21 protein-coding genes are annotated in these 25121 nt (G+C 39.0%); 12 read left to right on the top strand and 9 right to left on the bottom strand.

Annotation, left to right across the window (positions count from 1 at the left end; translation table 11 throughout):
• Positions 1-38: 38 nt before the first annotated feature.
• Both AA650_RS00950 and AA650_RS00945 read left to right on the top strand, forming a co-directional pair.
• A complete protein-coding gene (locus tag AA650_RS00950; protein ID WP_053537605.1) occupies positions 39-1208 on the top strand; it encodes a GNAT family N-acetyltransferase in 1170 nt (389 codons plus the stop codon).
• 234 nt (positions 1209-1442) lie between these two features.
• The gene (locus tag AA650_RS00945; RefSeq protein ID WP_053537604.1) at positions 1443-1832 is read left to right on the top strand and encodes a DUF4346 domain-containing protein; all 390 of its coding nucleotides are present in this window, start codon (positions 1443-1445) and stop codon (positions 1830-1832) included.
• A 466-nt stretch (positions 1833-2298) separates the two neighbouring features.
• On the opposite strand, the gene psb32 is transcribed toward AA650_RS00945, so the two are convergent.
• On the bottom strand, positions 2299-3042 hold the full coding sequence (gene psb32 / locus AA650_RS00940; protein ID WP_053537603.1) for a photosystem II repair protein Psb32: 744 nt from the start codon (positions 3040-3042) through the stop codon (positions 2299-2301).
• Between the two features lie 492 nt (positions 3043-3534).
• On the opposite strand from psb32, the gene cysH reads away from it, so the two are divergent.
• Together cysH and sbcD are read left to right on the top strand one after the other, a co-directional pair.
• Entirely contained in the window at positions 3535-4239 is a 705-nt protein-coding gene (gene cysH / locus AA650_RS00935; protein ID WP_053537602.1) for a phosphoadenosine phosphosulfate reductase, read from the top strand.
• A gap of 65 nt (positions 4240-4304) precedes the next feature.
• On the top strand, positions 4305-5555 hold the full coding sequence (sbcD, locus tag AA650_RS00930) for an exonuclease subunit SbcD (RefSeq protein WP_053537601.1): 1251 nt from the start codon (positions 4305-4307) through the stop codon (positions 5553-5555).
• Positions 5556-5934: 379 nt separating this feature from the next.
• Here the strand turns inward: sbcD and AA650_RS00925 are convergent, their stop codons facing one another.
• Complete coding sequence (locus tag AA650_RS00925) at positions 5935-9135, bottom strand: DEAD/DEAH box helicase (protein WP_053537600.1); 3201 nt, start codon at positions 9133-9135, stop codon at positions 5935-5937.
• A gap of 643 nt (positions 9136-9778) precedes the next feature.
• Between AA650_RS00925 and era the strand changes: the two genes are divergently transcribed.
• Both era and AA650_RS00915 read left to right on the top strand, forming a co-directional pair.
• Positions 9779-10753: a GTPase Era gene (gene era / locus AA650_RS00920; protein WP_039202571.1), complete on the top strand. Its 975-nt coding sequence runs from the start codon at positions 9779-9781 to the stop codon at positions 10751-10753.
• A 146-nt stretch (positions 10754-10899) separates the two neighbouring features.
• The gene (locus tag AA650_RS00915) at positions 10900-11406 is read left to right on the top strand and encodes a dihydrofolate reductase (protein ID WP_039202572.1); all 507 of its coding nucleotides are present in this window, start codon (positions 10900-10902) and stop codon (positions 11404-11406) included.
• 126 nt (positions 11407-11532) lie between these two features.
• On the opposite strand, the gene AA650_RS00910 is transcribed toward AA650_RS00915, so the two are convergent.
• Entirely contained in the window at positions 11533-12333 is an 801-nt protein-coding gene (locus AA650_RS00910; RefSeq protein WP_053537599.1) for a tetratricopeptide repeat protein, read from the bottom strand.
• A gap of 427 nt (positions 12334-12760) precedes the next feature.
• On the opposite strand from AA650_RS00910, the gene AA650_RS00905 reads away from it, so the two are divergent.
• Positions 12761-13060 carry a 30S ribosomal protein PSRP-3 gene (locus AA650_RS00905; protein WP_015079494.1) on the top strand — a complete coding sequence of 100 codons (300 nt, stop codon included), beginning with the start codon at positions 12761-12763 and terminating at the stop codon, positions 13058-13060.
• A 100-nt stretch (positions 13061-13160) separates the two neighbouring features.
• Here the strand turns inward: AA650_RS00905 and AA650_RS00900 are convergent, their stop codons facing one another.
• Positions 13161-14879: a WD40 repeat domain-containing serine/threonine-protein kinase gene (locus AA650_RS00900; protein WP_053537598.1), complete on the bottom strand. Its 1719-nt coding sequence runs from the start codon at positions 14877-14879 to the stop codon at positions 13161-13163.
• Between the two features lie 217 nt (positions 14880-15096).
• On the opposite strand from AA650_RS00900, the gene AA650_RS00895 reads away from it, so the two are divergent.
• Together AA650_RS00895 and AA650_RS00890 are read left to right on the top strand one after the other, a co-directional pair.
• Positions 15097-16065, top strand: coding sequence for an orange carotenoid protein N-terminal domain-containing protein (locus tag AA650_RS00895; RefSeq protein ID WP_039205045.1), 969 nt, complete (start codon positions 15097-15099; stop codon positions 16063-16065).
• A 174-nt stretch (positions 16066-16239) separates the two neighbouring features.
• A complete protein-coding gene (locus AA650_RS00890; RefSeq protein ID WP_053537597.1) occupies positions 16240-16689 on the top strand; it encodes a DUF29 domain-containing protein in 450 nt (149 codons plus the stop codon).
• A gap of 41 nt (positions 16690-16730) precedes the next feature.
• Here AA650_RS00890 and AA650_RS00885 read toward each other — a convergent pair whose 3' ends face one another.
• The 5 genes from AA650_RS00885 to AA650_RS00865 form a co-directional block, all read right to left on the bottom strand.
• A complete protein-coding gene (locus tag AA650_RS00885) occupies positions 16731-17495 on the bottom strand; it encodes a peptidase (protein ID WP_053537596.1) in 765 nt (254 codons plus the stop codon).
• A 12-nt stretch (positions 17496-17507) separates the two neighbouring features.
• On the bottom strand, positions 17508-17741 hold the full coding sequence (gene secG, locus AA650_RS00880; RefSeq protein ID WP_027403518.1) for a preprotein translocase subunit SecG: 234 nt from the start codon (positions 17739-17741) through the stop codon (positions 17508-17510).
• A gap of 451 nt (positions 17742-18192) precedes the next feature.
• Positions 18193-19791 carry a 2,3-bisphosphoglycerate-independent phosphoglycerate mutase gene (gene gpmI, locus AA650_RS00875; protein ID WP_039205041.1) on the bottom strand — a complete coding sequence of 533 codons (1599 nt, stop codon included), beginning with the start codon at positions 19789-19791 and terminating at the stop codon, positions 18193-18195.
• 629 nt (positions 19792-20420) lie between these two features.
• Entirely contained in the window at positions 20421-20693 is a 273-nt protein-coding gene (locus AA650_RS00870; protein ID WP_052150102.1) for a toxin-antitoxin system HicB family antitoxin, read from the bottom strand.
• Between the two features lie 7 nt (positions 20694-20700).
• On the bottom strand, positions 20701-21123 hold the full coding sequence (locus AA650_RS00865; RefSeq protein WP_039205040.1) for a putative toxin-antitoxin system toxin component, PIN family: 423 nt from the start codon (positions 21121-21123) through the stop codon (positions 20701-20703).
• Positions 21124-21541: 418 nt separating this feature from the next.
• Here AA650_RS00865 and AA650_RS00860 point away from each other — a divergent pair, with 418 nt between their 5' ends.
• The 3 genes from AA650_RS00860 (at position 21542) to gloB (ending at position 24989) form a co-directional block, all read left to right on the top strand.
• On the top strand, positions 21542-23239 hold the full coding sequence (locus tag AA650_RS00860; RefSeq protein WP_053537595.1) for an ABC1 kinase family protein: 1698 nt from the start codon (positions 21542-21544) through the stop codon (positions 23237-23239).
• Positions 23240-23285: 46 nt separating this feature from the next.
• A complete protein-coding gene (locus tag AA650_RS00855; RefSeq protein ID WP_053537594.1) occupies positions 23286-23666 on the top strand; it encodes a hypothetical protein in 381 nt (126 codons plus the stop codon).
• Positions 23667-24215: 549 nt separating this feature from the next.
• Positions 24216-24989, top strand: coding sequence for a hydroxyacylglutathione hydrolase (gene gloB, locus AA650_RS00850; RefSeq protein ID WP_053537593.1), 774 nt, complete (start codon positions 24216-24218; stop codon positions 24987-24989).
• Positions 24990-25121 lie beyond the last annotated feature (132 nt).

Here is a 25121-nt window from a genome sequence, read left to right as displayed (position 1 = left end):
AGTCAAAAGTAAATCTAAAATTACTGGACAAATACACAATGATCAAAGAACACAAACCCCATTATTCTCTTGTTTGGACGCACACAATCGCTGATGTTCCCCAAGCAGACTGGGATGCTTTAGCGATGCCGTTAAAAACGCCTTTTTTAGAATGGGATTGGTTGCACAATTTGGAAATATCTCAAAGTGTTACAGCCAATACTGGTTGGTTGCCAAATCACTTGATTTTGTGGCGAGATAGAACTTTAATTGCCGCTGCTCCTTTATATTTAAAAGGACATAGCCAAGGGGAATTTGTTTTTGATCATCAATGGGCAGAATTAGCTTCTCGCTTGGGAATAGAGTATTATCCAAAGTTGCTGGGAATGACTCCATTTACCCCGACTGAAGGCTATCGCTTTTTAATTGCTGCGGGAGAAAATGAGGAAGAAATTACAGCTTTAATGCTCCATGAAATTGATAGTTTTTGTGTGAAACATCGGATTTCTGGTTGTCATTTTCTCTATGTTGATCCCCAATGGCGACCGATTTTAGAAAGTCAGGGTTTTACAACTTGGCTACATCATAGTTATATTTGGGAAAATGCTAATTTTCAAACTTTTGATGATTATTTAACTGGATTTAATGCTAATCAAAGACGGAATATTAAACGGGAACGTAAAGCTGTAGAAAAGGCAGGTTTAAGATTGCAAGCATTAACGGGTGAGGAAATTCCTAACTCTATGTTTCCGTTAATGTATGACTTTTATGCTGATACCTGTGATAAATTTGGTTGGTGGGGAAGTAAGTATTTAACCAAGAACTTTTTTGAACAGTTGCACCATAATTATCGGCATCGGGTGGTATTTTTTGCGGCTTATAATCAAGAAGATCCAGGTCAACCAGTGGGGATGTCCTTTTGTTTATTTAAAGAAGACAAACTATATGGGCGTTATTGGGGGAGTTTTCAAGACATAGATTGCTTACATTTTGATGCTTGTTATTATGCACCAATTGAATGGGCGATCGCTCATGGTATCCAAAATTTTGACCCCGGTGCTGGTGGTAAACATAAAAAACGCCGGGGGTTCCCTGCTACACCGAATTACAGCCTGCATCGCTTTTATAACCACCGTTTAGGGCAAATTATCCTGCCTTGGGTGCGGGAAGTTAATCAACTAGAACAAAAAGAAATGGATGCCATTAATGCAGAGTTACCTTTCAAATAAGGAAATAGATCAAAATAGATCCCCGACTTCTCAAAGAAGTCGGGGATCTAGATAAGTAGGTGAACACAATAAAACCAAACTGTGTAAAGAAATGTAAAATCGCCCAAACCCTCTTCACTCTTGCCTCTTGCCTCTTGCCTTTTGCCTTGCCATAACGACAATTTTCAACGCTCACCTACTTATTGTATATTGATGTAATCTGAAAATACTCTTTCTATAAATTTACTTTTGACAATGCCTAAGGATTTACTACTCGAAGATTTGACAGCAATTGATTATAAACTTTCTCACCGTCATATTGATCTTGACCCCAACGGCTATTTTATTATTTACATAGACCAAAAGGAAGGATTAATTTATGCCAAGCACTTCACTAATGTGATTAACGAACGTGGTTTAGCCGTAAATCCTGAAACAGGTGAAGTGATTCCTGTTCGCGGTAAAGTGGAAAGAAGCCACACAACTGTATTTAGCGCACGTACAGCCAAAGAACTCTGTATCAAGATTTTTGAAGAAACTCCAAATTGTCCTGTGACTTTATTAGATCATGCAGCTTATTTAGGTAGGGAATTTGTTCGCGCTGAAATGGCTTTAGTGTCAGGCAAAGAGTACATTCAAGATTAAATAGAGTACGCAATTGACACTCCCCGGTCTAAAGGACACGGGGATTCTTAAGACTAAACGAGTCGTTTTTCATCCCCTGTCTGTACCACGAAAGACGGAACTGGAGTTCCTATTTCTCAGGGGCTTTCAAACTTCCCAGTCTTTCTTGTAATAAGAGACTTCCAAGAAATAAATTATCCTAAGAAACGAACCACAGAGGCACAGAGTACACAGAGAGAGAATTTCTGCATCAGTTTTGGGACATTTTTTTATTTGGAAGTCTCTAATGTAAGTTGCTAGTTAGGTAAATTGTCAGAATCAGGATGTCCAGGATTAAAGGATGAACAGGATGAAACCAGAGCTTTGATTACCAATTACCTATTACCAATTCAATTACCCATTACCAGCCTCAACTAGATAACTAGCAACTTGAGTTAATAAGGACAAGAAACTTACAAATCAAAAAACACCCCCAGTCCCCAGTCCCCTATTCCTCAGATTCCTGAGAGGGTGGTTTTTGAAACACCAGATAAATGTAGTATGTAGCCATTGGGATGACAGTGGCAGCAATTAATAGCCCAACCACCCAAGCAGTAGCATTACCCTGATCTGTTTCTCCAGCTTTGGTGAAAGTTCCTTCTACCTGGACTGTTTCCTTAATTTCTGGTGGACCGGGATCTGGTTGACCAGATAACACAGCAACCAGGCGATCGCTCACATCCAAAAATCCTTGGTTGTATTTATTACCCTCACGTAATGCTGTACCTAATGTTTCTTCAACCACACTCTGGGCAATAGAGTCAGTTAATAATGACTTCACATTATCCCCACTCAGTAAAGTCATTTTATTAGTAACAGTATCAACCAGTAATAATACTTGATTGGTTTGCTCTGCCGCTGTTGGAAACCATTTACTAAATAATCCCTTGGCAAAACTTTCCGGTGTTTCTCCGTAGTCGAGGCTGTGAATAGTGACAATTCTGGCTTGATTGCCAGTTTTTTGAGCCAAATCCTGGAAAGCCTTGCTAATCTGACCTTCATTCAATCTGCTAATCACATCACCTTGATCTAAAATCCAAGTATCTGCCGTTAAACTGGGTATTTGGTATACACCAGTAGCAGCAGCAGGTAAAATAAACAGTGAAGTCGCCATCATCATCATCAATACAGGGAAAATGAGACGAATAACGTATTTTTGGTTACTAAATAATTGCTTGAGTAACTGTTGCATGGGATGAATTCTTAAACAGACTTGCAATCAAAATACTACATAATTAGGGAATAGGGAATAGGGGCGGGGAGTGGGGAGTGGGGAGTGGGGGGAGTTGGGGGAGTGGGGGGAGTTGGGGGAGTTGGGGGAGTTGGGGGAGTTGGGGGAGTTGGGGGAGTTGGGGGAGTTGGGGGAGTTGGGGGAGTTGGGGGAGTTGGGGGAGTTGGGGGAGTTGGGGGAGTTGGGGGAGTTGGGGGAGTTGGGGGTGGGGAATAGGGAATCAATTTTCTCTCAAACCTATTTCCTCAATCATCGGCGGGGATAAGTAATGGGACAGAATTAATTACACAATTGATTTTTCTGTTCCCTGTTCCCTGTTCCCTGTTCCCTGTTCCCTGTTCCCTGTTCCCTCTCTCAACGAGTGAATTTAATTTTGTCCGACTACTTATGTGCCTATCTTCTTATAAGATTAGATTTAACAAAAGTAAAAAATCTTGGTTTTAGAGAAAGATCATGACAACTTCTATCGCCTTTGACTTAGCATCACTAAATCAGCAATTTGAAACTGCAACCCCTACAGAAATCCTAGCCTGGTCTGTAAAGAACATCCCCACAGGATTAGTCCAAACTAGTGCCTTCAACGTTGATGACATCATCTTGACACACATTTTTTATAGCGAACTTCAGCATCCCGTACCCGTTATTTTCCTAGATACCCTTTATCATTTCCCCCAAACCCTAGAATTGGTAGCTAAAGCCAAAGAAATCTACAACCTAGATTTAAAAACCTATAAAACCCCAGACGTAGATAGCCGTGAAGCCTTTGCTGCTAAATTTGGGGAAGCCCTTTGGGACACAGATATTACTAAATTCCACGACATTACCAAAATCGAGCCACTTCAACGCGGTCTAGACGAGCTTAACACTGTAGGCTGGATTACTGGTCGTCGTCGGGATCAAGCTGTTACTCGTGCTACCATGCCCGTATTTGAACTAGATGGTAAGGGAAGATTAAAAATTAACCCTCTAGCTACCTGGACTCGTAAGCAAAGCTGGGCGTATGTAGCTGAACATAAAGTAATTTACAACCCCCTTCATGATCAAGGTTATCCCAGTATTGGTGACGAACCTATTACCACTAAAGTCGGCGAAGGTGAAGACGAACGGGCTGGACGTTGGCGCGGAAGTGAAAAAACTGAGTGTGGAATTCACATTTAATCACACCACTAGATCCCCGACTTCTTGAAGAAGTCGGGGATCTTAACCCTTACAACCAATAAACTATGAAAATTCTCCATCTTTCAGATATCCATATTGGTAGCGGTTTTTGCCACGGGCGCGTTAATCCAGCCACAGGTTTAAACACCCGACTAGAGGATTTTGTGAAAACATTATCTTTGTGTATTGACCGAGCGATCGCTGATCATGTAGATTTAGTCCTGTTTGGTGGTGATGCCTTCCCTAATGCCACACCTGCACCCTATGTTCAAGAAGCCTTTGCTAATCAATTTCGCCGTTTAGTTGATGCAGATATCCCCACAGTCTTATTAGTAGGAAATCATGACCAACATTCCCAAGGTTTGGGAGGTGCAAGTTTAAATATTTATCGGACTTTGGGAGTACCAGGGTTTGTAGTTGGTGATACTTTAACTACTCATCGCCTTTCTACACAAAAAGGAGATGTGCAAATCATTACTCTCCCTTGGTTAACTCGTTCCACTTTAATGACTCGTCAAGAAACTCAGGGTTCTTCTCTAGCAGAAGTTAATCAACTCCTCACAGACCGTTTAGAGGTAGTTATCGAAGGAGAAATTCGCCGTCTTGACCCGAATTTACCCACTGTGCTTTTAGCCCATTTAATGGCTGATAATGCCACTTTAGGTGCAGAACGTTTATTAGCAGTCGGAAAAGGTTTTACTTTACCCTTATCTTTATTAACTCGACCATGTTTTGATTATGTGGCTTTAGGTCATGTTCACAAACACCAGAATTTAAATAAATCTAATGACCCACCAGTAATTTATCCTGGAAGTATTGAACGGGTAGATTTTAGTGAAGAAAAGGAAGACAAAGGTTATGTAATGATAGATTTGGAAAAAGGGAAAGTAAATTGGGAATTTTGTCCCTTACCCGTGCGAACATTTCGGACTATTGAGATAGATTTATCTAAACAAGATGATCCACAAAAAGCATTATTAAAAGGAATTACTAAATATGATATTCAGGATAATGTAGTGCGACTCATTTATAAATTGCGGTCAGAACAATTAGATTTAATTGATAACTCTTCTATACATCAAGCTTTAAGCATAGCACACACTTACACTATTCAAGCCGAATTGGCGAGTCAGTTAGCAAAACCTCGTATTCCTGAATTAAGCGCGAGTAGCAGTATTGACCCAATGGCAGCTTTAAAAACTTACTTAAATAATCGGGAAGATTTGAAAGAAATAATGCCCTCTATGTTAGAAGCAGCACAGAATTTATTAACAGATGATGAGGGAATTTATTTAGTACCCCAAGGAGGTAAGTAGGGGCAAACCCCCTGTGGTTGCCCCAAATACCGGGGTAGGCACGGGGGCGCTACCCTTACATTAAATGCCTATCTTCTTATAAAATTAATTTTGCCTGCCTACTTATCAGCAATTCTCTAACCAATTTTGCTTATTTGATTAATGTGCCTATTTCTGTTTAAAATGTCTTTCTTAGGTGAGTTTATCTAGGGTTTGCTGATAGCGTAGCATGGCGTTAGCCTGACTCCTGATAGCGAAGCGTGGTGTTAGCCATACTCCTGAATGGGCGCAGGCCCTGCGCCCCTACCTCCTGATAGCGCAGCGTGGCGTTAGCCATACTTCTAGCCCTCACAGACAACTTTTTCAGCAAGCCCTATCTATATTTTCTAGCATATATTTCTTAAAGTTCATCTTCTTCAATCACAGCATTCCGATCTAATATTAATAAGTTACGAAGTTGGTCTGTATCCATTTCTGTTAACCAATCTTCTCCTGCACCTACAACCTGTTCTGCTAGTTGTTTTTTACTTTCAATCATATCATTTATTTTCTCTTCTAATGTTCCAGTACAGACGAATTTATGGACTTGAACATTGCGGGTTTGACCAATTCTAAATACTCTATCTGTGGCTTGATTTTCAACTGCGGGATTCCACCATCTATCAAAGTGAAAAACATGATTTGCCCTAGTTAAATTCAATCCCACACCACCAGCTTTTAACGATAAAATCATAATTGGTGGTCCTTGGGGGTCATGTTGGAATCTATCAATCATTTCCTCTCTTTGCTTTTTACTGGTACTACCATATAAAAAGAATATCTCTCGTTCTAATTTCTTTTCTAAATACGATTTTAACAACTTGCCCCATTCAGCAAATTGTGTGAAAATTAAAGCCCTGTCTCCTTCTGCTAAAACCTCATCTAACATTTCCTCTAGTCGTTGTAATTTAGCAGAATGATGTTTCTCTAAAGTTGCTAATTTCAAATATTGGGAAGGATGATTACAAATTTGTTTTAGCTTCACTAATAACCCTAAAATCATGCCGCGACGTTGTAAACCTTCCGCAGATTCAATTTCTACTAAAGATTCATCTACTAATTGTTGATATAGTGTAGCTTGTTCAGAAGTTAATCCACAAAAAACTGTCATTTCTTGCTTTTCTGGCAAGTCTTGAATTATGTCTTTATCACTTTTTAATCGCCGTAAAATAAAAGGCTGAACCAATGAACGTAATTGATTTAAAGAAGCAGTATCACCATACTTTTCAATTGGCATAGCAAACCGTCTTTGGAAAAATTGTTTATTCCCTAAATAACCGGGATTCAAGAAATCTAAAATAGACCATAATTCTTGCAATCTATTTTCTACAGGTGTACCTGTTAAAGCAATGCGAAATGTAGTTTCTAATTGTCGCACTGCCTGTGATTGTTTCGCGTCTGAATTTTTGACATTTTGGGCTTCGTCTAAAACAATTATCTGCCATTCAACTGCTTTTAATAATTTAATATCGCGGTGAATCAGTGAATAGCTAGTAATTACTATATCGTGTTTATTAACGGCTTCTGTAAACGCTTTACCTTTAGGACGTTTATCACCGTGATATTCTAAAACTTTGATTGTCGGGGCAAATTTTTTAACTTCTTTTTGCCAATTGCCCATAACTGAAGTAGGACAAACTAATAAAGTTGGTTTTTCTAGGACATTTTCTTCTTTGAGGTGAAGTAAAAAAGCGATAAATTGGATGGTTTTTCCTAATCCCATATCGTCTGCAAGACAAGCACCTAAACCCCAACGTTCTAAAAATGCTAACCAACCCGCACCTCTTTCTTGATAAGGACGTAATTCTCCCCGAAAACTTTGAGGTGTAGTTAAAGGTTGAATTTCCTGATTATTAGTTAATGCCCCAATTAATTCTGCCAAGGCACCGGAAGCTTCAAAACTTACAACAGGTAATTTCTCAATTACTTGGGTGTCTCCTTTACTAATGCGTAAAGCATCTTCTAAAGAAAGAGACATTTGTTCTTTGCGAGAACTAAAAAAGGTTTGGGCAGTTTTAATATCTTGGGGACGGAGTTCTACCCATTCACCATTAATTTCGACTAAAGGACTATTTAATTTTACCAGTTTATCAAACTGAACTTTAGAAATTGTTTGTCCACCAATTGCCAAATGCCATTGGAAATCTAATAAACTTTGTAAACCCAAACGTCCGGATTTTTCTTGAGGAGTTTCGGCATTAATTTTTAAGCCTAAACGATTTGCCCACCCTTCCCGATTTGCTAAACTAGGCGGTAAAATTACTCCTAACCCGCTATCTTCAAATCTCCAAGTTACCGCTTTGATAAATTCATAAGCTTGCATGGGGGTGAGGTGACAAAATTCGGGAGATGCAGTTTCTAAACTGGGGGTAATTATGGGATACAATCGAGAAGCTAAACCCAAACCTCGCAAAAATGTTTCTTGAGGTTGTGCAATTGTGCGATTTTGATAAACTAATGTATCTACAGGTTGATGCCAAATTGTCGCTGCGGCTATTAAAAATTCTGGGTTATCTGCTGCTTGCAGAAAATACTTCAAAATCCAATCTGGTTCTTCATTTTCTGGAGGAAGCAATTGAAAACAAGTTCTAAATAAAGCTTTGCCTGTAAGTTGATATTGTAATGGTAAAGTCCAAGCTTTTAAAGTAGTTTGTAAACGGTCTCCTCCTGCTGCATCAATTGTATTATTTGCATTAATTAATCCTTGTAACCATTGCTGTAATGTAGCAGGTAAAGACATCATCATTCTCGGTTCTAGGGGAGATTGAGAACCAAGCATTAACCGCAATTGATTATCTGTAATGTGATTGAGGAATGATAATATTAATTCTTGAGGTAATAATGGTAAATTAATGGCTATATTTTCGGTAGTCTGTTGATATGTTCGACAAGCTAAAGGCATTTGTGAAGAGAATTTCTCTAACCTTGTGACATCTATGGCACTATCTAAAAGTATCTGCCATTTGGCAATTAAATTACTATCTTGTTTCTCAACAGTTGGTAAAAATTTACAACGAGAAATTAAATCTAAATGCCATCTGTAAATATGTACCCAAAAATGAATATCTGCTCCTAATAAAGCCGCTTTATTATCGGTTGTACTCAGGGGTAATGATGAGAGAAATTGAATTGCTAATGCTGGAGTGAGACAAAAACCCTCAATTTTCCAAGGATGTAAATATTGTGAAGATGGAGAATCTGGAGAATCTATATCCACGCTGACAGAATGAACGGGAGAAATTGTCGTTAATTCTGATTTATTACTTTCTGAAAAATAAGTTGGTAAAGAAACTATTTGTGAATGAATAGGTAATTTTATTTCTGTTGGTGGTTTACTTTTAATTCTTTGTTTAGTAGTGGAAGATGGCTGAATTAAACTAGTAATTGATAAATTAGATAATTCTAACCATTCGTTTAATTCCACCGAGTCCATAGCCAAGGGATGTAAAGGAATCTCAGCAGATACTTCAGTATGCACCTGTGAAGAACGCCAAGTTTCTCCCCAAATAAAGAAATAACTATTTTGATGATTTATTACCCAAGTTCCGTGTAAAATTGCCATGTTTTAATATACTAAATAGGGTTTGCTGAATAAGTTGTCTGTGAAGGTAGGGAACAGTTTTAGCTATCAATAGTAACAAACACTAGTAGTTCGTCAAATTTATTTTGACAGGTAATGATCGGAAAAAACTTCTGTTCTTCCCTCCCCTGCCCCCCCTGCCTCTCTTCTCCCCCTACCCCCCTACCTCTTTTCTCTCCTTATTATGATACAAGGGGTTTAGCAAAAGCTTAATGGTGTCAACTTAAGCTACAGATAGCTTATTTCTTTGGCTGACAGACCCACTCTGAAATGAATTGCAGGGCTAATACACTACCTTATGCCTTGGGTCACGCTTACGCGAACAGGAGAGTCTGGGCTTCTCAACGACTCCTCTATGAGGACAGTAAAATTTGGCTTTATGCTTTTTATTATTTCCATAAATATGCAATAATTAATGTATCTCTAATTTAGGCGTTAGTGAATTGAAATATGAGAATAGAAAATATGGCTACGCCACGCCAGCTATCACAATTTCAAACTTTGCGTCTTTGCTCCTTTGTATCTTCGCTCGAAACATAATTTATACCGTCATTATGCAATCCCCTAAATTGAAAGAGAATTTCCCTCAAAGCTCAAAATAATCTATTAATCATAACTGTAAAAAATGCAAGTAGAATCACAAGTATCTGATATTGATAATAATATTTTTACTGATTTCGGTGGGGTGATGATTCCCCAAGCACCGGCTGGATTTAAATCAGGTTTTATTGGCATTATCGGCAGAACTAATGTGGGTAAATCCACTTTGATGAATGAATTAGTTGGGCAAAAAATAGCTATTACTTCCCCCGTGTCCCAAACTACTCGAAATCGCCTAAAGGGGATTTTAACTACGGAAACAGCCCAGTTGATTTTTGTGGATACGCCCGGTATTCATAAACCTCATCATCAATTAGGGGAAGTGTTGGTAAAAAATGCGAAAATTGCCATTGACTCGGTAGATGTGATATTATTTGTGGTTGATGGTACAGTTGCTTGTGGTCCAGGCGATCGCTATGTGGCAGAACTACTAATTAATACTCAAACACCTGTAATTCTGGGGATTAATAAAATTGATCAACAACCAGAAGATGCCCAAAAAATAGATGATAGTTATATTCAATTAGCCGATACCTATCAATGGCAAAGTGTGAAATTTTCTGCTAAAACCGGCGCGGGATTATTGCAACTCCAAGATTTATTAATTAGTCATCTCGAACCAGGTCCATTTTATTATCCACCCGATTTAGTAACAGACCAGCCAGAACGGTTTATCATGGGTGAATTAATTCGAGAACAAATATTATTATTAACCCGTCAAGAAGTTCCCCATTCCGTAGCCATAGGCATTGATTTAGTTGAAGAAGCTCCAAAAATTACCCGTGTTCTCGCCACGATCCATGTTGAGAGAGATTCTCAAAAAGGCATTCTCATTGGTAAAGGTGGAACAATGCTCAAAGCTATTGGTAGTGAAGCTAGACAACAAATTCAAAAACTAATTGCTGGGAAAGTTTATCTAGAATTATTCGTTAAAGTCCAACCCAAATGGCGACATTCACGGGTGCGTCTAGCAGAACTAGGTTATCGCGTCGAAGAATAATATGAGGAATCAGGAAGTAGGGGCGCAGGGCCTGCGCCCAGTTTGGTGGTAGAGAATGCGCCCATTCTAGTGTTATCCATATTTTTGATTTCAACTTTTTATATCATTTACCCATTTCTCTGAAAAAACCAGAATATTATCAATTTATGCCGTTAATTAGCCTCATTGCTGCCATTTCTGAAAATCGAATTTTAGCAAACTCAGCCAGAAAACATATTCGTTCTGGTAATCCCTGGAATATTCCCAGTGATGAAATTTATTATCGGCAAATGATCAGAAGACATCCTGTAATTATCGGGCGTAAAAGTTATTCTACCATGAATAAACCATTTCCCGATTGTACAACTATTGTTCTCACCAGAGACACCGATTTTCAAGCCTTTGGTTGTGTCGTGTTGCATTCATTAACAGAAGCAATTGCATGGGCGGAAATGAGTGAAACAGAAGAGATATTTATCGCCGGTGGTGGACAGATTTATACTGAAGCAATCAAATTTGCCGATAAACTTTATTTAACTATTGTTGAAGGTAATTTTGTGGGAGACATATACTTTCCTGAATTTGCCGATTTTGGGAAAGTCACCAAAGAAAAGAAAATGCAGGAAAATGGCTATAAGTTTAATTTTGTGGAAATTGAAAAGTGCGTTAATTAGGTAACGCCACCTTCAATAATTGGCTAAGTAATGGAACACAATTAATACACAACTGATTTTTATGTTCCCCGTTCCCCGTTCCCCGTTCCCCGTTCCCCGTTCCCCGTTCCCCGTTCCCCGTTCAATTTATTGTAATTTCAAAAATCTATCCAAAGCTGCTACCATACTTGGTGGCCAGCGACGGATATTCGTTACCCAATTCATATCCTTATAACGGGTATCTAGTCCATAAGCAGCCACCCAATTACTTTCTGCCTCTCCCTTATTTCCCCTCACCCAATAAGCGGCTGTTAAAGCGGCACGCATATCAGCAAATCGAGGATATTTACGGACTATATTCCGCATCTCGCGGATAGCTTTATCTGATTGATTAGTTTCATATAAAGCTAGGGCATAATTAGCTCTAGCAAAGGCAAAATTTGGGTTAATTTCTGTGGCTTTTTGGAAATCTAAAATCGCTTCTTGCCATTTCCCTAAACCTGTTTTAGCATTACCACGATTATTATAAGCCATAGCATCTTGAGGATCTAATTCTAATACACGATTATAGTCAGCGATCGCATCCTCCCATCTTCCCAAACCCTCCAACGCCGTCCCCCGATTCAAATAAGGATCTGTCACATTAGGCGCAAGTTCTACAGCTTTGTTATAATCCATCAATGCGGATTGTAACTTATTCTGACTGACACGAGAATTACCGCGATTACTCCATGCTCCCGCATTAGTAGGAAATTTTTCAATAATTTCTGTCCAATAAGCCTCCGCCGTCACAAAATCGCCTTGATTCGTAGCAACAAAAGCCTTAGTCGCCAATTCATCCCCTACTTGCAACTCCTGAGCGGTAATAGGTTGAGATTCCGCCATAACTGGTGTATTCCAGCCAAAAACCAGCAACAGACTCAGAAAAATACCAATTAGTTTAATCATCTAACTCTGGACGTGATATGCAACAAAATTAATCATATAGCAGAATACAGAAAAACCCGTAGGGGCGCAGGGTCTGCGCCCTCCATTATATTTCACGAGAACGAAAATTGCTGTAAAAAGCAGGGTCTGCGCCCTCCATTATATTTCACGAGAACGAAAATTGCTGTAAAAAGCAGGGTCTGCGCCCTCCATTATATTTCACGAGAACGAAAATTGCTGTAAAAAGCAGGGTCTGCGCCCTCCATTATATTTCACGAGAACGAAAATTGCTGTAAAAAGCAGGGACTGCGCCCCCATTATATTTCACGAGAACGAAAATTGCTGTAAAACTAATTGCCACCACAAATGGTCAATTATTCAAAGATTGAGTTAAAATAAGGGGTCGCAAACTTAGTAAGTAAAACCCGGATATTCCCCGGAGGTGTAATTGACCAAGTTCATTTTGAAAATTCTCTGGTTAGACGAAAACGTCGCCCTAGCAGTAGATCAGGTTGTCGGTAAAGGTTCTAGTCCCTTAACCAAATACTTTTTTTGGCCCAGAAATGATGCCTGGGAAGAGCTAAAAAAAGAGTTAGAATCCAAACACTGGATCACAGATGTTGACCGGGTAGAGTTGCTTAACAAAGCCACAGAAGTGATTAACTACTGGCAAGAAGAAGGCAGAAAACGCCCAATGGCAGAAGCACAGTTGAAATTTCCAGAGGTTGCCTTCACAGGTAGCGCCTGATTGTTTTAAATTGGTAATTGGTAGTGGGTAATTGGTGATTGGTCATGGGTAATTAAGTAAAATTATCACCTATCACCAGTCCCCAGTCACCAGTCCCCCATCATCTTCGCCACAATTTGATTGTCTTGTCCTTACTACCACTGATAATCAATCCCCCATCATCCCTCATAACAACGCTAGATACCGAGTCTGTATGACCGACAAGACTAGCAATTTCTGATTTTGTGCTGATTTGCCAAATTTTCACCGTTTTATCCCAACTGCCACTAATCAGCGTTTCTCCATCAGCACTAAAAACTACAGCCACCACTGACCAAGAATGACCTGAAAGTGTGCTAATTAATTCACCAGTGCTAACATCCCATAATTTAATTGTATTATCACCGCTACCAGTCGCCAACAAATTAGGATGAGTGGGACTAAAAGCCACTGTCAAAACTGCCCAAGTATGACCAAAAAGAGTTGTTAATAAGTTAAATTTTCCGTCTTCTAATTTCCAGACCCGAACTGTGCGATCATAACTAGCACTAGCGAAAAGCTGTCCTTGGGGACTAAAAGCTACAGCATTTACTTGTAATTTATGCCCCGTTAAAGTATTCAGTGCTAAACCTGTATTTACATCCCAGATTTTAATAGTTTTATCCCAACTGCCACTAGCTAAAATTTGCCCACAAGGATGAAATGCTAGGGATTTAACAGCATGAGAATGTCCAGTCAAACTATGAATTTTTGCTAATGTCTTCACATCCCACAAATTGATAATTTTATCATTACTAGCCGTAGCTAAAACTGTATCATTATCATTAAAAATGACTGCTGTTATAGATTGACTATGTCCGGGAAAGTTCCCCATTAATTGCTGATTGCTTAAATTCCATAATTTAATATTTTTATTATCTTCACCACTAGCTAATATTTTGCCATCATGACTTAATGCCACAGTATTAATAGAACTATGAATTTGATTTTCCAGAGTATCAGCAAGTTGCCATAAATGACTTTTATTTAGAGATAATAAAGGCAAATAATTATCTTTAATACCTAAATTATAGACAAGTTGATCTGCTGATTGCCAACGTTCTTGTAAATTATATTTTACGAATTTATCTAGGGTTTGTCCTAAATGTTCACTAATTTGATCAGTGAGATAATCCCGCCATACCCAGCTATTATTAGTCATATCAAATAGTTCAAAAGGAGAAATTTGAGTAAGTAAATAAATACAAGTTACACCTAAACTATAAAGATCACTTGCGAAAACTGCTTTACCTTGTGCTTGTTCTGGGGAAATATATTCTGGACTACCAACTAAATTATCTTTATCTTTATTAATATTGGCAAACTTCATATTCGCAAAATCTCCTAAAACCAAATCATCTAATAAATCTCGACTTTGATTTTTAGTCCGCAAAATAATATTTTCTGGTTGAATATTTCCATGAATAACTTGATGATCATGAATAAACCTGATCACTGGTAATAAGCTTTTTAAAATTTGCCAAATCTGAGTTTCATGAAAACCACCTTGCTTTGCTAATAAACTAGCTAAATTATCACCATCAATAAATTCTTGAATTAAATAGTAATATTCATTTTCTATAAAATGTGTGATTAAAGTAGGAATTTGTGGATGTTTACCTAATTCCATTAATGTCTGTACCTGAAATTGAAAAATTTCCAGCGATTGATATTGAGATGAAACTTGATAAACAACACAAGGAATTGGCGGAAATTGACTTTCATCTACAGCCAAAAAAGTCTGATAAAATCCCCCCTTACTAATGGGTCTAATTAAACGATAACCTTCATTAATCAACACAATTTAGCTCCTAAATTCCTCTCTGCGCCTCTGCGCCTCTGCGTGAAAATAAATTCTTTACCATTAATTACCTATTTTGTCAATTCGTAATTTCTATTATTTACAAAAATTAAGATTTTCATTACATTATTTTCCATAAGACATAAGTTCATCATAAACATTTTTAGCTGATGTCTTCATAGCGACTAATTAACACATAATCTTGGAGATTCCGATCGTGGCTTTAACTATCCAGTCCGCTCAAACTATTTTTTCTAATACTCAACTTCCTAGTCCTATTCCCGCAACAATAGCGTTATTTGATCAACTTAACGTTGATGATCAATTAGCTTATCTTTGGTATGCTTATACTGAAATGGGTAAAACAATTACTCCTGCTGCACCTGGAGTAGCCCGCTTGCAACTAGCAGAAAGTTTGCTTACCCAAATTAAGCAAATGTCTCGTGAAGATCAAACAAAAGTCATGCGGGATTTAGCCAGCCGTGCTGATACTCCTATTAGCCGTTCCTATGGTTTCTTTAGCGTCAACACCAAACTCGCTTTCTGGTTCGAGTTAGGAGAATTGATGAAACAGGGAATCATCACTCCTGTCCCCGTTGGTTATCAAATGTCTCCCGGTGTAAAATTTGTATTAGAAGCCACACAAAAACTTGATCAAGGTCAGCAAATCACCGTATTGCGGAATACCGTAGTAGATATGGGATTTGATACTTCTGATCTTGGTCCTAGCAGTTATCCTAAAGCAGCTACAGAACCTGCTTTCCAACGGACAAGTCCAGTTATTTCCTCCGTTAAAATTGACGGTATTACAGAACCTGCGGTCTTAGGCTACATTGAAGCCATGAATGCAGATAAATTTGATGATGCGATCGCACTATTCACTACCGACGGTGCGCTACAACCACCATTCCAAAAGCCAATTATTGGCCGGGAAGCGATCGCTAAATATATGCGCGAAGAAGCACAAGGACTAAACATGATGCCACAACAAGGTATCTGCGAAGTTCAACCAGACGGTTCTAAACAACTGAAAGTCACAGGAGTAGTACAAACTCCTTGGTTTGGTGTCACAGTTGGAATGAACATTTCCTGGCGGTTTTTAATCAATCCCGATGGAAAAATCTTCTTCGTAGCCATTGATATGCTTGCATCTCCTCAAGAACTCATGAACCTACGTCGAGTGTAATCAAATCATGAGGCTGTCGAAAATCAAATTCACTTGTAATTTCCACAGCCTCGCAATAATAGAGTCAAAGCTATTGACACCGACCAGAAAATTTGTTATCATGAAACCGACGAGGAAGAACCAGCCCAGTTGTATAAGCGCAACTAATCAAGCCTTAAGCTAAGTCAGCAAATAATGAAAACAGCTATTGAGATCAACAAACTATATGAGTCTAATTACTCACAATGGCTAGAGGAGACAATTAAAAACCTCAAATCTCGTCAATTGGGAGATATTGACTATGATCACTTAATAGAAGAGTTAGAAGAATTGGCGAAAACCGAAAAAAGACGAGTGAGAAATTTATTAGAACAGATTATTAGACACTTATTACTTTATCAAAATTGGCATATAGAAAAGCCTAGAAATGCTAACCATTGGGCAGCGGAAATTATTAGTTTTCGTAATCAAATTAACGAAGAATTAACCACTAACTTACGCAATCATTTAGCAGAAAATATCAATATCATTTATAGTAATGCCTTAGATTATGTTAAAGCCAAAACCAAACTAACCAACTTACCAGAAATCTGTCCTTACACCTTAGATCAGATTTTAGATAAAAACTGGTTGCCTTCATCTTAAAATCTTACCTTTGCGCCTCTGCGTCTTTGCGTGAGATAAACTCAATTCTGTCCCAAACTTGTAGATTGTTCATAAACCTGTTTTAAAGTATTTACATCTCTGACAGAAATAAACGGCGGTTTGCGAACTTGAGAAAAATACATCGTATCAGTATTTAGAAGACTATGACCCCAGATACCTAAAGCATGACCAAGTTCATGACGTGCTGCTGATAGTACATATTCACCAGTTTGACTAGGACTCAGCAGAATCGTAAATCGGTGAGATAAAATATTATTTTCAGTATATAAATCATAAGTCGTTAAAGCCGAACGCGATCGCAGTATCTTACCATTAGGTTCACGTTGTAAGGGTGGTGCTTTGCGAGAGATTGTAATATCAGCAATAGCCGATTTTTCCACTATCTGCAAAGGTAAATAAATACTCCATTCTTGAACTGCTTGAGAAACACTATTAACCCATATTTGCGATTGTTTTTCATTAATATCAGTTGGTGTTTCTATCTTCACTTTCACCGGAAACCGTGACCAAATTAAATAACCAACTTTCGTAGATTTAATTTGATCAAAATAATCTCCACTATTCGTTTTATCTTGCCATTGTGCCAGAGTCGGTGGTAAAGGATAGTTTTTTTGGATAAATTGGGAGTTTCTTTCCTGTTCCCTCACACCAGCATTTACTTGAAAGTTAGTCAAAACAACCAGCAGTCCTGTACTTATTGCTAAAGTCAGAACTGCTGCTTGTAGTGAGCGAAGTCGAACTATTAATCTTCGCCAAAAGTTTTGATTTTGGGTGATTTTTCCCATTTTCAGTTTCAATTATTTGGGCAACCAATTAGCACTTAAAACCACAGTTAAACCCATAAAAACTACAACTAATGCCCAAGTAACTCGATTTAAAGTATTTTCGGCACTTTTGGTACTGCTAAATAATTGTGCTTGTCCACCAATAGCCCCAATGCCATCACCTTTAGGACTATGTAACAAAACGAGAATAATCAAACTGAGAGCAGAAAATGCCCAAATGCCTTGAATAATGTTAGTAATTGCCATATTAGAAATGTTGGTTATCAAAAGTTATCAATTTTGGAGGGATTTAGCAATGCTCATTGGTGTCAACTTAGGCTACAAATAGCTTATTTGTTTAGCTTCCAAACCCGCCTGGAACTTAAGTTCCGGTCTCATAGCCAAAGTAAACTGAAGTTTACTAAAGAATTTTTGGTTTCCTTAGTCATCTTTAGATGACTTTCGCTATGAGACTGGGAATTCATTCCCAGGCGGATTAAAGGTTTTACTTAAGTTCCGGTCTCATAGCCAAAGTAAACTGAAGTTTACTAAAGAATTTAAAAATTTTCCGGTTATTCAGTCATCAAAAGATGACTTTTGCTATTAGACTGGGAATATGGCTAACGCCACGCTACGCTATCATTCCCAGTCGGGCTGTGGGTTTTACGTTAAGTTGACACCAATGAAGCTCTTGCTTTACCCCTACCATTTTACGATTTTACAACCCTATTTGCACAGGAGTACGAGTTAGTTGTAAATCATATTCTGCGGCTTTAAGTAATGATCGCCCTGTCATTTCTTGTGGTTGGGATATTTGTAAAATATCCAGAATAGTCGGGGCAATATCGGCTAATTTGCCATCATTTCTTAATTCCACATTTGTTCCATATCCGGGTATTTTGGCTTTTTCGCCTTCTACCAAAATTAAAGGAACTGGGTTAGTAGTATGGGCTGTCCAAGGATGACCGCCTTCATCTAGCATATACTCAGCATTGCCATGATCAGCAGTAATAATTGCTGTACCACCTGCTTTACCAATAGCATCAATTAGACGACCTAAACATTTATCTACTGCTTCAATAGCTGTGACTGTCGCTGGAATTTGTCCTGTATGCCCTACCATGTCTGGGTTAGCATAGTTCATTACAACTAGGGAATAGATACCCTTTCTGATGGCAGCGATCGCCACATCTGTCACAGCTTGTGCTGACATCGCCGGGGTTTGATCATAAGTATTCACCATTGGACTACTGACTAATTCCCGATCTTCCCCCTCACAGGGATCTTCTAGTCCCCCATTAAAGAAATAAGTAACATGAGCGTATTTTTCAGTTTCAGCCGTTCTAAACTGTTTTAACCCGCGATTAGCGATAACTTCACCCAGAATATTACTCAGATTTTGCGGTGCGAAAGCCACAGAAACTGGCAATTCTGGATCATACTGGGTAAAAGTTACAAAAGAAAGTGGTTGAATTGGCTGTCTTTCAAAACCGTTAAAAGTTTGACTAACAAAGGCTTGAGTTAGTTCTCTAGCGCGGTCGGGGCGGAAATTGAAAAATATTACCCCATCACCAGATTCTACCGCGCCCGGTTGCAACCGGACTGGGAGAACAAACTCATCGGTTACACCTTTCGCGTAAGCTGCTTGCAATACCTCTACAGCCGTGAGTCCATTGCCCGCATTATCTGTTGTTATTACATCGTAGGCGTGTTGAACTCGATCCCAACGGTTATCACGATCCATTGCATAAAAACGACCACTAATAGTAGTGATTTCACCGATGCCAACATGATCTATATAGTCTTCCAACTGCTGGATGACTTTGATAGCATCTGTCGGTTTGGTGTCACGACCGTCAGTAATGGCGTGAATACAAACTTGTGAAAGTTGCTGTTCCTTAGCTAAGTCAAGTAATCCAAATAGATGGGTAATATGGGAATGCACCCCCCCATCAGAACAAAGCCCCACTAGATGTAACTTGCCATTAGCAGAACGGACTTCCTGGCAAATTTTGACAAGGGCTGGGTTTGCGGCTAAAGAACCGTCTTCTACAGCATCTGAGATCCGTACCAATTCTTGGGGTACGACTCGACCAGCGCCAATGTTCAAATGACCAACTTCCGAGTTGCCCATTTGACCTTCTGGCAACCCTACGGCTTTTCCTGATGTGCGAATGAGGGTGTGGGGATAGACTGCCCATAAACTGTCCATAATCGGAGTTTTGGCAGCGGCAATCGCGTTTCCTCGCGTTTCCTCACAGTAGCCCCATCCATCTAGAATGACTAGCACCACAGGAGCAACAGGTGCTTTGGTCATAGTAAAATCGCCCTTTACTTTTTGTAATACTCGAATGATACCATTGCTAACCAATTATGGAAGTTAAATTCAGTAGGAAAAAATCTTAAATTCCAAATTTTGTTAACCTACTGATACCAAATATTTGAGACGACTGTGGCGAAATGCCATTTAATTTTTATAGTTTTAGATCAATCCGTTATAAGGTACAGTTTTTTATCCCCAAGCCAGTAGGGGCGGGGAAACCCTCACAAGGGTAGGTTTTTAATATTGTCTGTGAAGGCAAGACTGGGAAGACTTGGAGGGAACGTAGACAAGGAAGATTTTATACGCACAATAGTCTTTTAACGGTGTGTTAAGTAGTGAGACAGAATTAATTACACAATGTTATTGCGTTAGCGCAGCGTGGCGTTAGCCATATGGAATCAAGTGAAATGAAGCAATTCCAAGGGTTGTGATTGCTTCCCTTCGCTCGCAATGACTGTAAATATTTTTGTCCAATTACTTATTGTTGCCAAAAAACATAATCCTGTAGGGTTTTCCTATCTCTAACTCCCTTGTCACCTTGTCCACCTTGTCGGCCAAGTCTTGCCCTCACCAGAATGTAAAAAACCTACACCTGTCAGCGGGGTTTCCCCGCCCTTCATTGCCTATTTTAGATTAAGGGCAGAGCGATCTGCTTGCAGCAGCGCTTCCCGATCGCCTTGTTCTGTAAGATTATCAAGTTTATCCAGTATTCTTAAACCTGCTTCTGGGTTTCCCGTTACAGCCATTGCTTTAAATCGAGTACAGGCATCAAATTCAGCTAGAGCTATAGTAGAAAGTTCTTCAATGAGTTTATTTACACTTATACCTCTAGTTTGCGCCAGTTCTTTTAATCGGATGTGTTTTTCGTTGGGTAAGCGAATAGTTAAAGTAGCCATTTTTTGTTTAACTCCTAATAATTTCTTCCGGTCTTAATATTGATAAGTTAGGAAATACGAGTTCAGCATTTTGGAAGTCTTTAACATTTTTGGTGACAATAATTTGAGCATTACCAGCAACCGCTAATTCAATTAAATGGTTGTCAGCTTCATCTTTTAAATTAGGTCGCCATAAGTAGTAAATTGATATCCATTGACTGACATTTATAAATGATGCAAGTAAAGTATAAATTTCTGTGTTAGTTAGAGAACATTGGCTGATAATTTCTTCTCGCTGCATGACTGATTCATACTCTAAAAATAAAGCATTTCCCATCAAAGGCTGATATTCTCCTTTCAAACAGCGTCGAATTAGTTCCCGACTAGAACCCTTTGATCCAATGAGCGCACTAATAAAAACGCTTGTATCTACCACAATTTTAATCGCCATGTGGCTATGATAGCATATATGCTGTCATTAGAGAAAATATTGGTCTTCGTACTGAGTTTTTTTGCTTTCGTACTATTTTAGATTAAGGGCAGAGCGATCTGCTTGCAGCAGCGCTTCCCGATCGCCTTGTTCTGTAAGATTATCATGCAAATGCCTAAGATCACGAATTTGCATGAGTCATTAAGAAAATATAAAATACCCTAAATACACACAAAAAGTTTGTACTTTTATAAAGTATAATTAAGAAAAAGATAAATAAATCTAGCTAGATAGGCTTATTTCTTCACCTATTGCGCCTAGATCCGGTTAAAGTTTCTTTCTAAACTAAAAAGTACCATTTTCCGGTGCCAACAACTAAGTTAGCATTCAGGATCAAAGCGACGATGTAAAATTCCCAGTTGAAGAGGCAAATAAAGGCGTGGGTCAGTATCAATCTGATGAATTAAAGCAGTATAATCCAGAGGCACTGCCCTGGGCGAGCGGGGCGATCGCTCGTTACTTTCGTTACCGTCCTTGGTTAGCCTGGGGACGACTACTGAGAATAATCTGGTCTTTTGCCGGATTTATATTCAGTCTCAAATGGGACGAATGGCTTGACCAGGTGGAGGAAAATCAGGGGAAACGCGCTACCCAGTTGCGAACTCTACTCACCAATCTGGGTCCGACATTTATTAAAGTCGGTCAAGCCCTCTCGACTCGTCCCGACTTAATCCGCAAAGACTTCTTAGCAGAACTAATCAAGTTACAAGACCAGTTACCACCTTTTGATAATGATCTGGCATATCAGATTATTGAAACAGAATTAAATCGCTCAATTGGCGAAATCTTTCGGGAACTTTCCCCTCAACCCGTAGCAGCAGCTAGTTTGGGTCAAGTCTACCGGGGTCGGTTACTCAGTGGCGAGGAAGTGGCAGTCAAAGTACAACGCCCTAACCTCCGCCCGTTACTGACAAAAGACCTGTATCTTATGCGTTGGGTTGCCAGTTGGCTTGCCCCCTGGCTACCCCTGAATCTCGGTCACGATTTAACTTTAATTGTGGACGAGTTTGGCACAAAGCTATTTGAGGAAATTGATTACATCAATGAAGGTCGCAATGCGGAAAAATTTGCCCATAACTTCCGTGATGACCCCCAGGTAAAAATTCCCTGTATTTACTGGAATTATACCAGCACTCATGTTTTAACCCTAGAATGGATCAACGGCTTTAAACTCACAGATACTGAGAATATTCAATCTGTCGGTTTAGATCCAGAAGCCATCATTCAAATAGGTGTAACTACTGGTTTACAACAACTATTAGAGCATGGTTTTTTTCATGCCGATCCTCATCCGGGAAATTTGTTCGCTATGCCCGATGGTCGCATGGCTTACATTGATTTTGGCATGATGGATCAATTAGAGGAAACCACTAAGGAAAGTTTAGTTGATGCTTTAGTACATTTGGTAAATAAGGATTACGCCGATTTAGCGGCAGATTTTGTCAAATTGGGCTTTTTAGCAGCGAACACTAATATTGCCCCTATTGTGCCGGCATTAGAAGCGGTATTAGGAAATGCTATTGGTAAAAATGTCCAAGATTTCAACTTCAAAACCATTACCGATGAGTTCTCGGAATTGATGTATGAATATCCTTTCCGTGTGCCAGCAAAGTTTGCTTTGATTATTCGTTCTTTGGTGACACAAGAAGGGATTGCCCTCAGTCTTAACCCTAATTTCAAAATTGTGGAAGTGGGTTATCCCTATATCGCTCGGCGGTTATTAACTGGGGAATCTCCAGCATTACGGCGACGGCTATTGAATGTGTTGTTCAAAGATGGTAAATTTCAGTGGCAAAGGTTAGAAAATCTGATTACGATTGCTCGCACTGATAGCAATTTCGATGTTTTACCAACGGCGAAAATGGGGTTGGAATTCATCCTTTCCGAAGAGGGTAAATTTCTCCGTCGTCAGTTGGTTTTAGCTATCACTGAAGATGACCGTTTGCACACAGAAGAAGTCCAACGCCTGTGGGATTTGGTCAAGGATGATTTACCACCAAATCGTTTACTTAATGTCGCCATTAGCCTCTTGACCGAGTTCTCCAAAGAAGGTGTAGCAGCTATTTTAGCTAAATAATCTGTCACCAAATAAAAACGAATTTTAATAACAACCAGGAGTTTGAATGTACTATTACCCTCTGCAACCGCCTTACTTTTTACTATTAGTTGGTTTTTTCACGGCTTTAACTTCTGGGTTAGCTTTATCTGGGACATTAAAGGTAATTGTCCAGCAATGGCCACAAGATAAATCTTCTAAGGAAAAGACTAATACCCGTTCTTTTTATAAACAATTGTTAGTGCCATTTATTGGTATTACTGGTGGTTCTTGCTTATTTCTTTGTTCTGGTTTCGAGATATTTGGTTTTCCTACGGGAATGGCTTTAAGTATAGGTTTACCACTGAGTCTGTTAACTTGCTTCTTTGTTTGGCGGCAGTTGGGAGGGTTACTCGATTATGTTAAGAGGGAAGGAATGCAATCTTTAGATTTAGATTCTTGGTCTTAGATATAAGACAATAGAGGGCGCAGGCCCTGCGCCCCTACATTAATTAAACATATTGTCTGAATCAGGATGTCCAGGATTTAATGATTAACAAGATGAAAAAATACATTGTCTGAATCAGGATATCCAGGATTTAATGATTAACAGGATGAAAAAATATATTGTCTGAATCAGGATGTCCAGGATTTAATGATTAACAGGATGAAAAAATATATTGTCTGAATCAGGATGTCCAGGATTTAATGATTAACAGGATGAAAAAATATATTGTCTGAATCAGGATGTCCAGGATTTAATGATTAACAGGATGAAAAAATACATTGTCTGAATCAGGATATCCAGGATTTAATGATTAACAGGATGAAAAAATACATTGTCTGAATCAGGATATCCAGGATTTAATGATTAACAGGATGAAAAAATATATTGTCTGAATCAGGATATCCAGGATTTAATGATTAACAGGATGAAAATAGATATCTTATTACCAATTACCAATTACCAATTACCAATTACCAATTACCAATTACCAATTACCAATGGGAAAAGCTAATGCAAATCATTCGTTTACCGGTACTTGCTGACAATTATATATTTTTACTGCATGATCCAGTGCGGAATATTGCGGCTGTTGTTGATCCGGCGGAAGCACAACCAGTTCTAGATGAATTGAGAAAAATTAATGCTCAGTTAGTGGCAATTTTTAATACCCATCATCATGGTGATCATGTGGGTGGGAATACACAATTAATGAAAGCATTTCCTGAGGTGAAAGTTTATGGAGGTGCGGAAGACAGGGGGAGGATTCCGGGACAGCAGGTATTTTTGCAAGAAGGCGATCGCATCCAATTTAGCGATCGCACTGCTAATATATTCTTTGTACCTGGACATACTCGCGCTCATATTGCTTACTATTTCCCCCCAGCAAGTCCAGGAGAGCCTGGAGAATTGTTCTGTGGTGATACATTGTTTGCGGGAGGTTGCGGGCGTTTATTTGAAGGTACACCAGGGCAAATGGTAGATTCTTTAAGTAAACTCCGGGCTTTACCTGATCATACTCGCGTTTGGTGCGCCCACGAATACACTTTAAGCAATTTGCGGTTTGCTGTAACTGTAGATGCTGAAAATGCAGATTTACAAAAACGCTACCAAGATGTTAAAGCTCAACGGGATAAATTAGAACCGACAGTTCCATCAATTTTAGGAGTCGAAAAACTCACCAATCCTTTTTTACGTTGGGAAGAACCATCTCTACAAGTAACAGCAAAGAGTGATGATGGTATCCAAACCTTTGCCCGAATTCGGGGAATGAAGGATAATTTTTAATTATTTTGATAATTTGTCTAAGTAGTGAGAAAGAATTAATTACATAATGTCATTGCGTAAGCGTTGCGTGGCGTTAGCCATATGGAACGAAGTGAAATGAAGCAATTCCAAGGGTTGTGATTGCCTCCCTTC

Source organism: Anabaena sp. WA102 (assembly GCF_001277295.1).
Lineage (GTDB): Bacteria > Cyanobacteriota > Cyanobacteriia > Cyanobacteriales > Nostocaceae > Dolichospermum > Dolichospermum heterosporum.
Note: the sequence above shows the minus strand (reverse complement) of the source record. Positions and strands in the feature narration are given on the sequence as shown.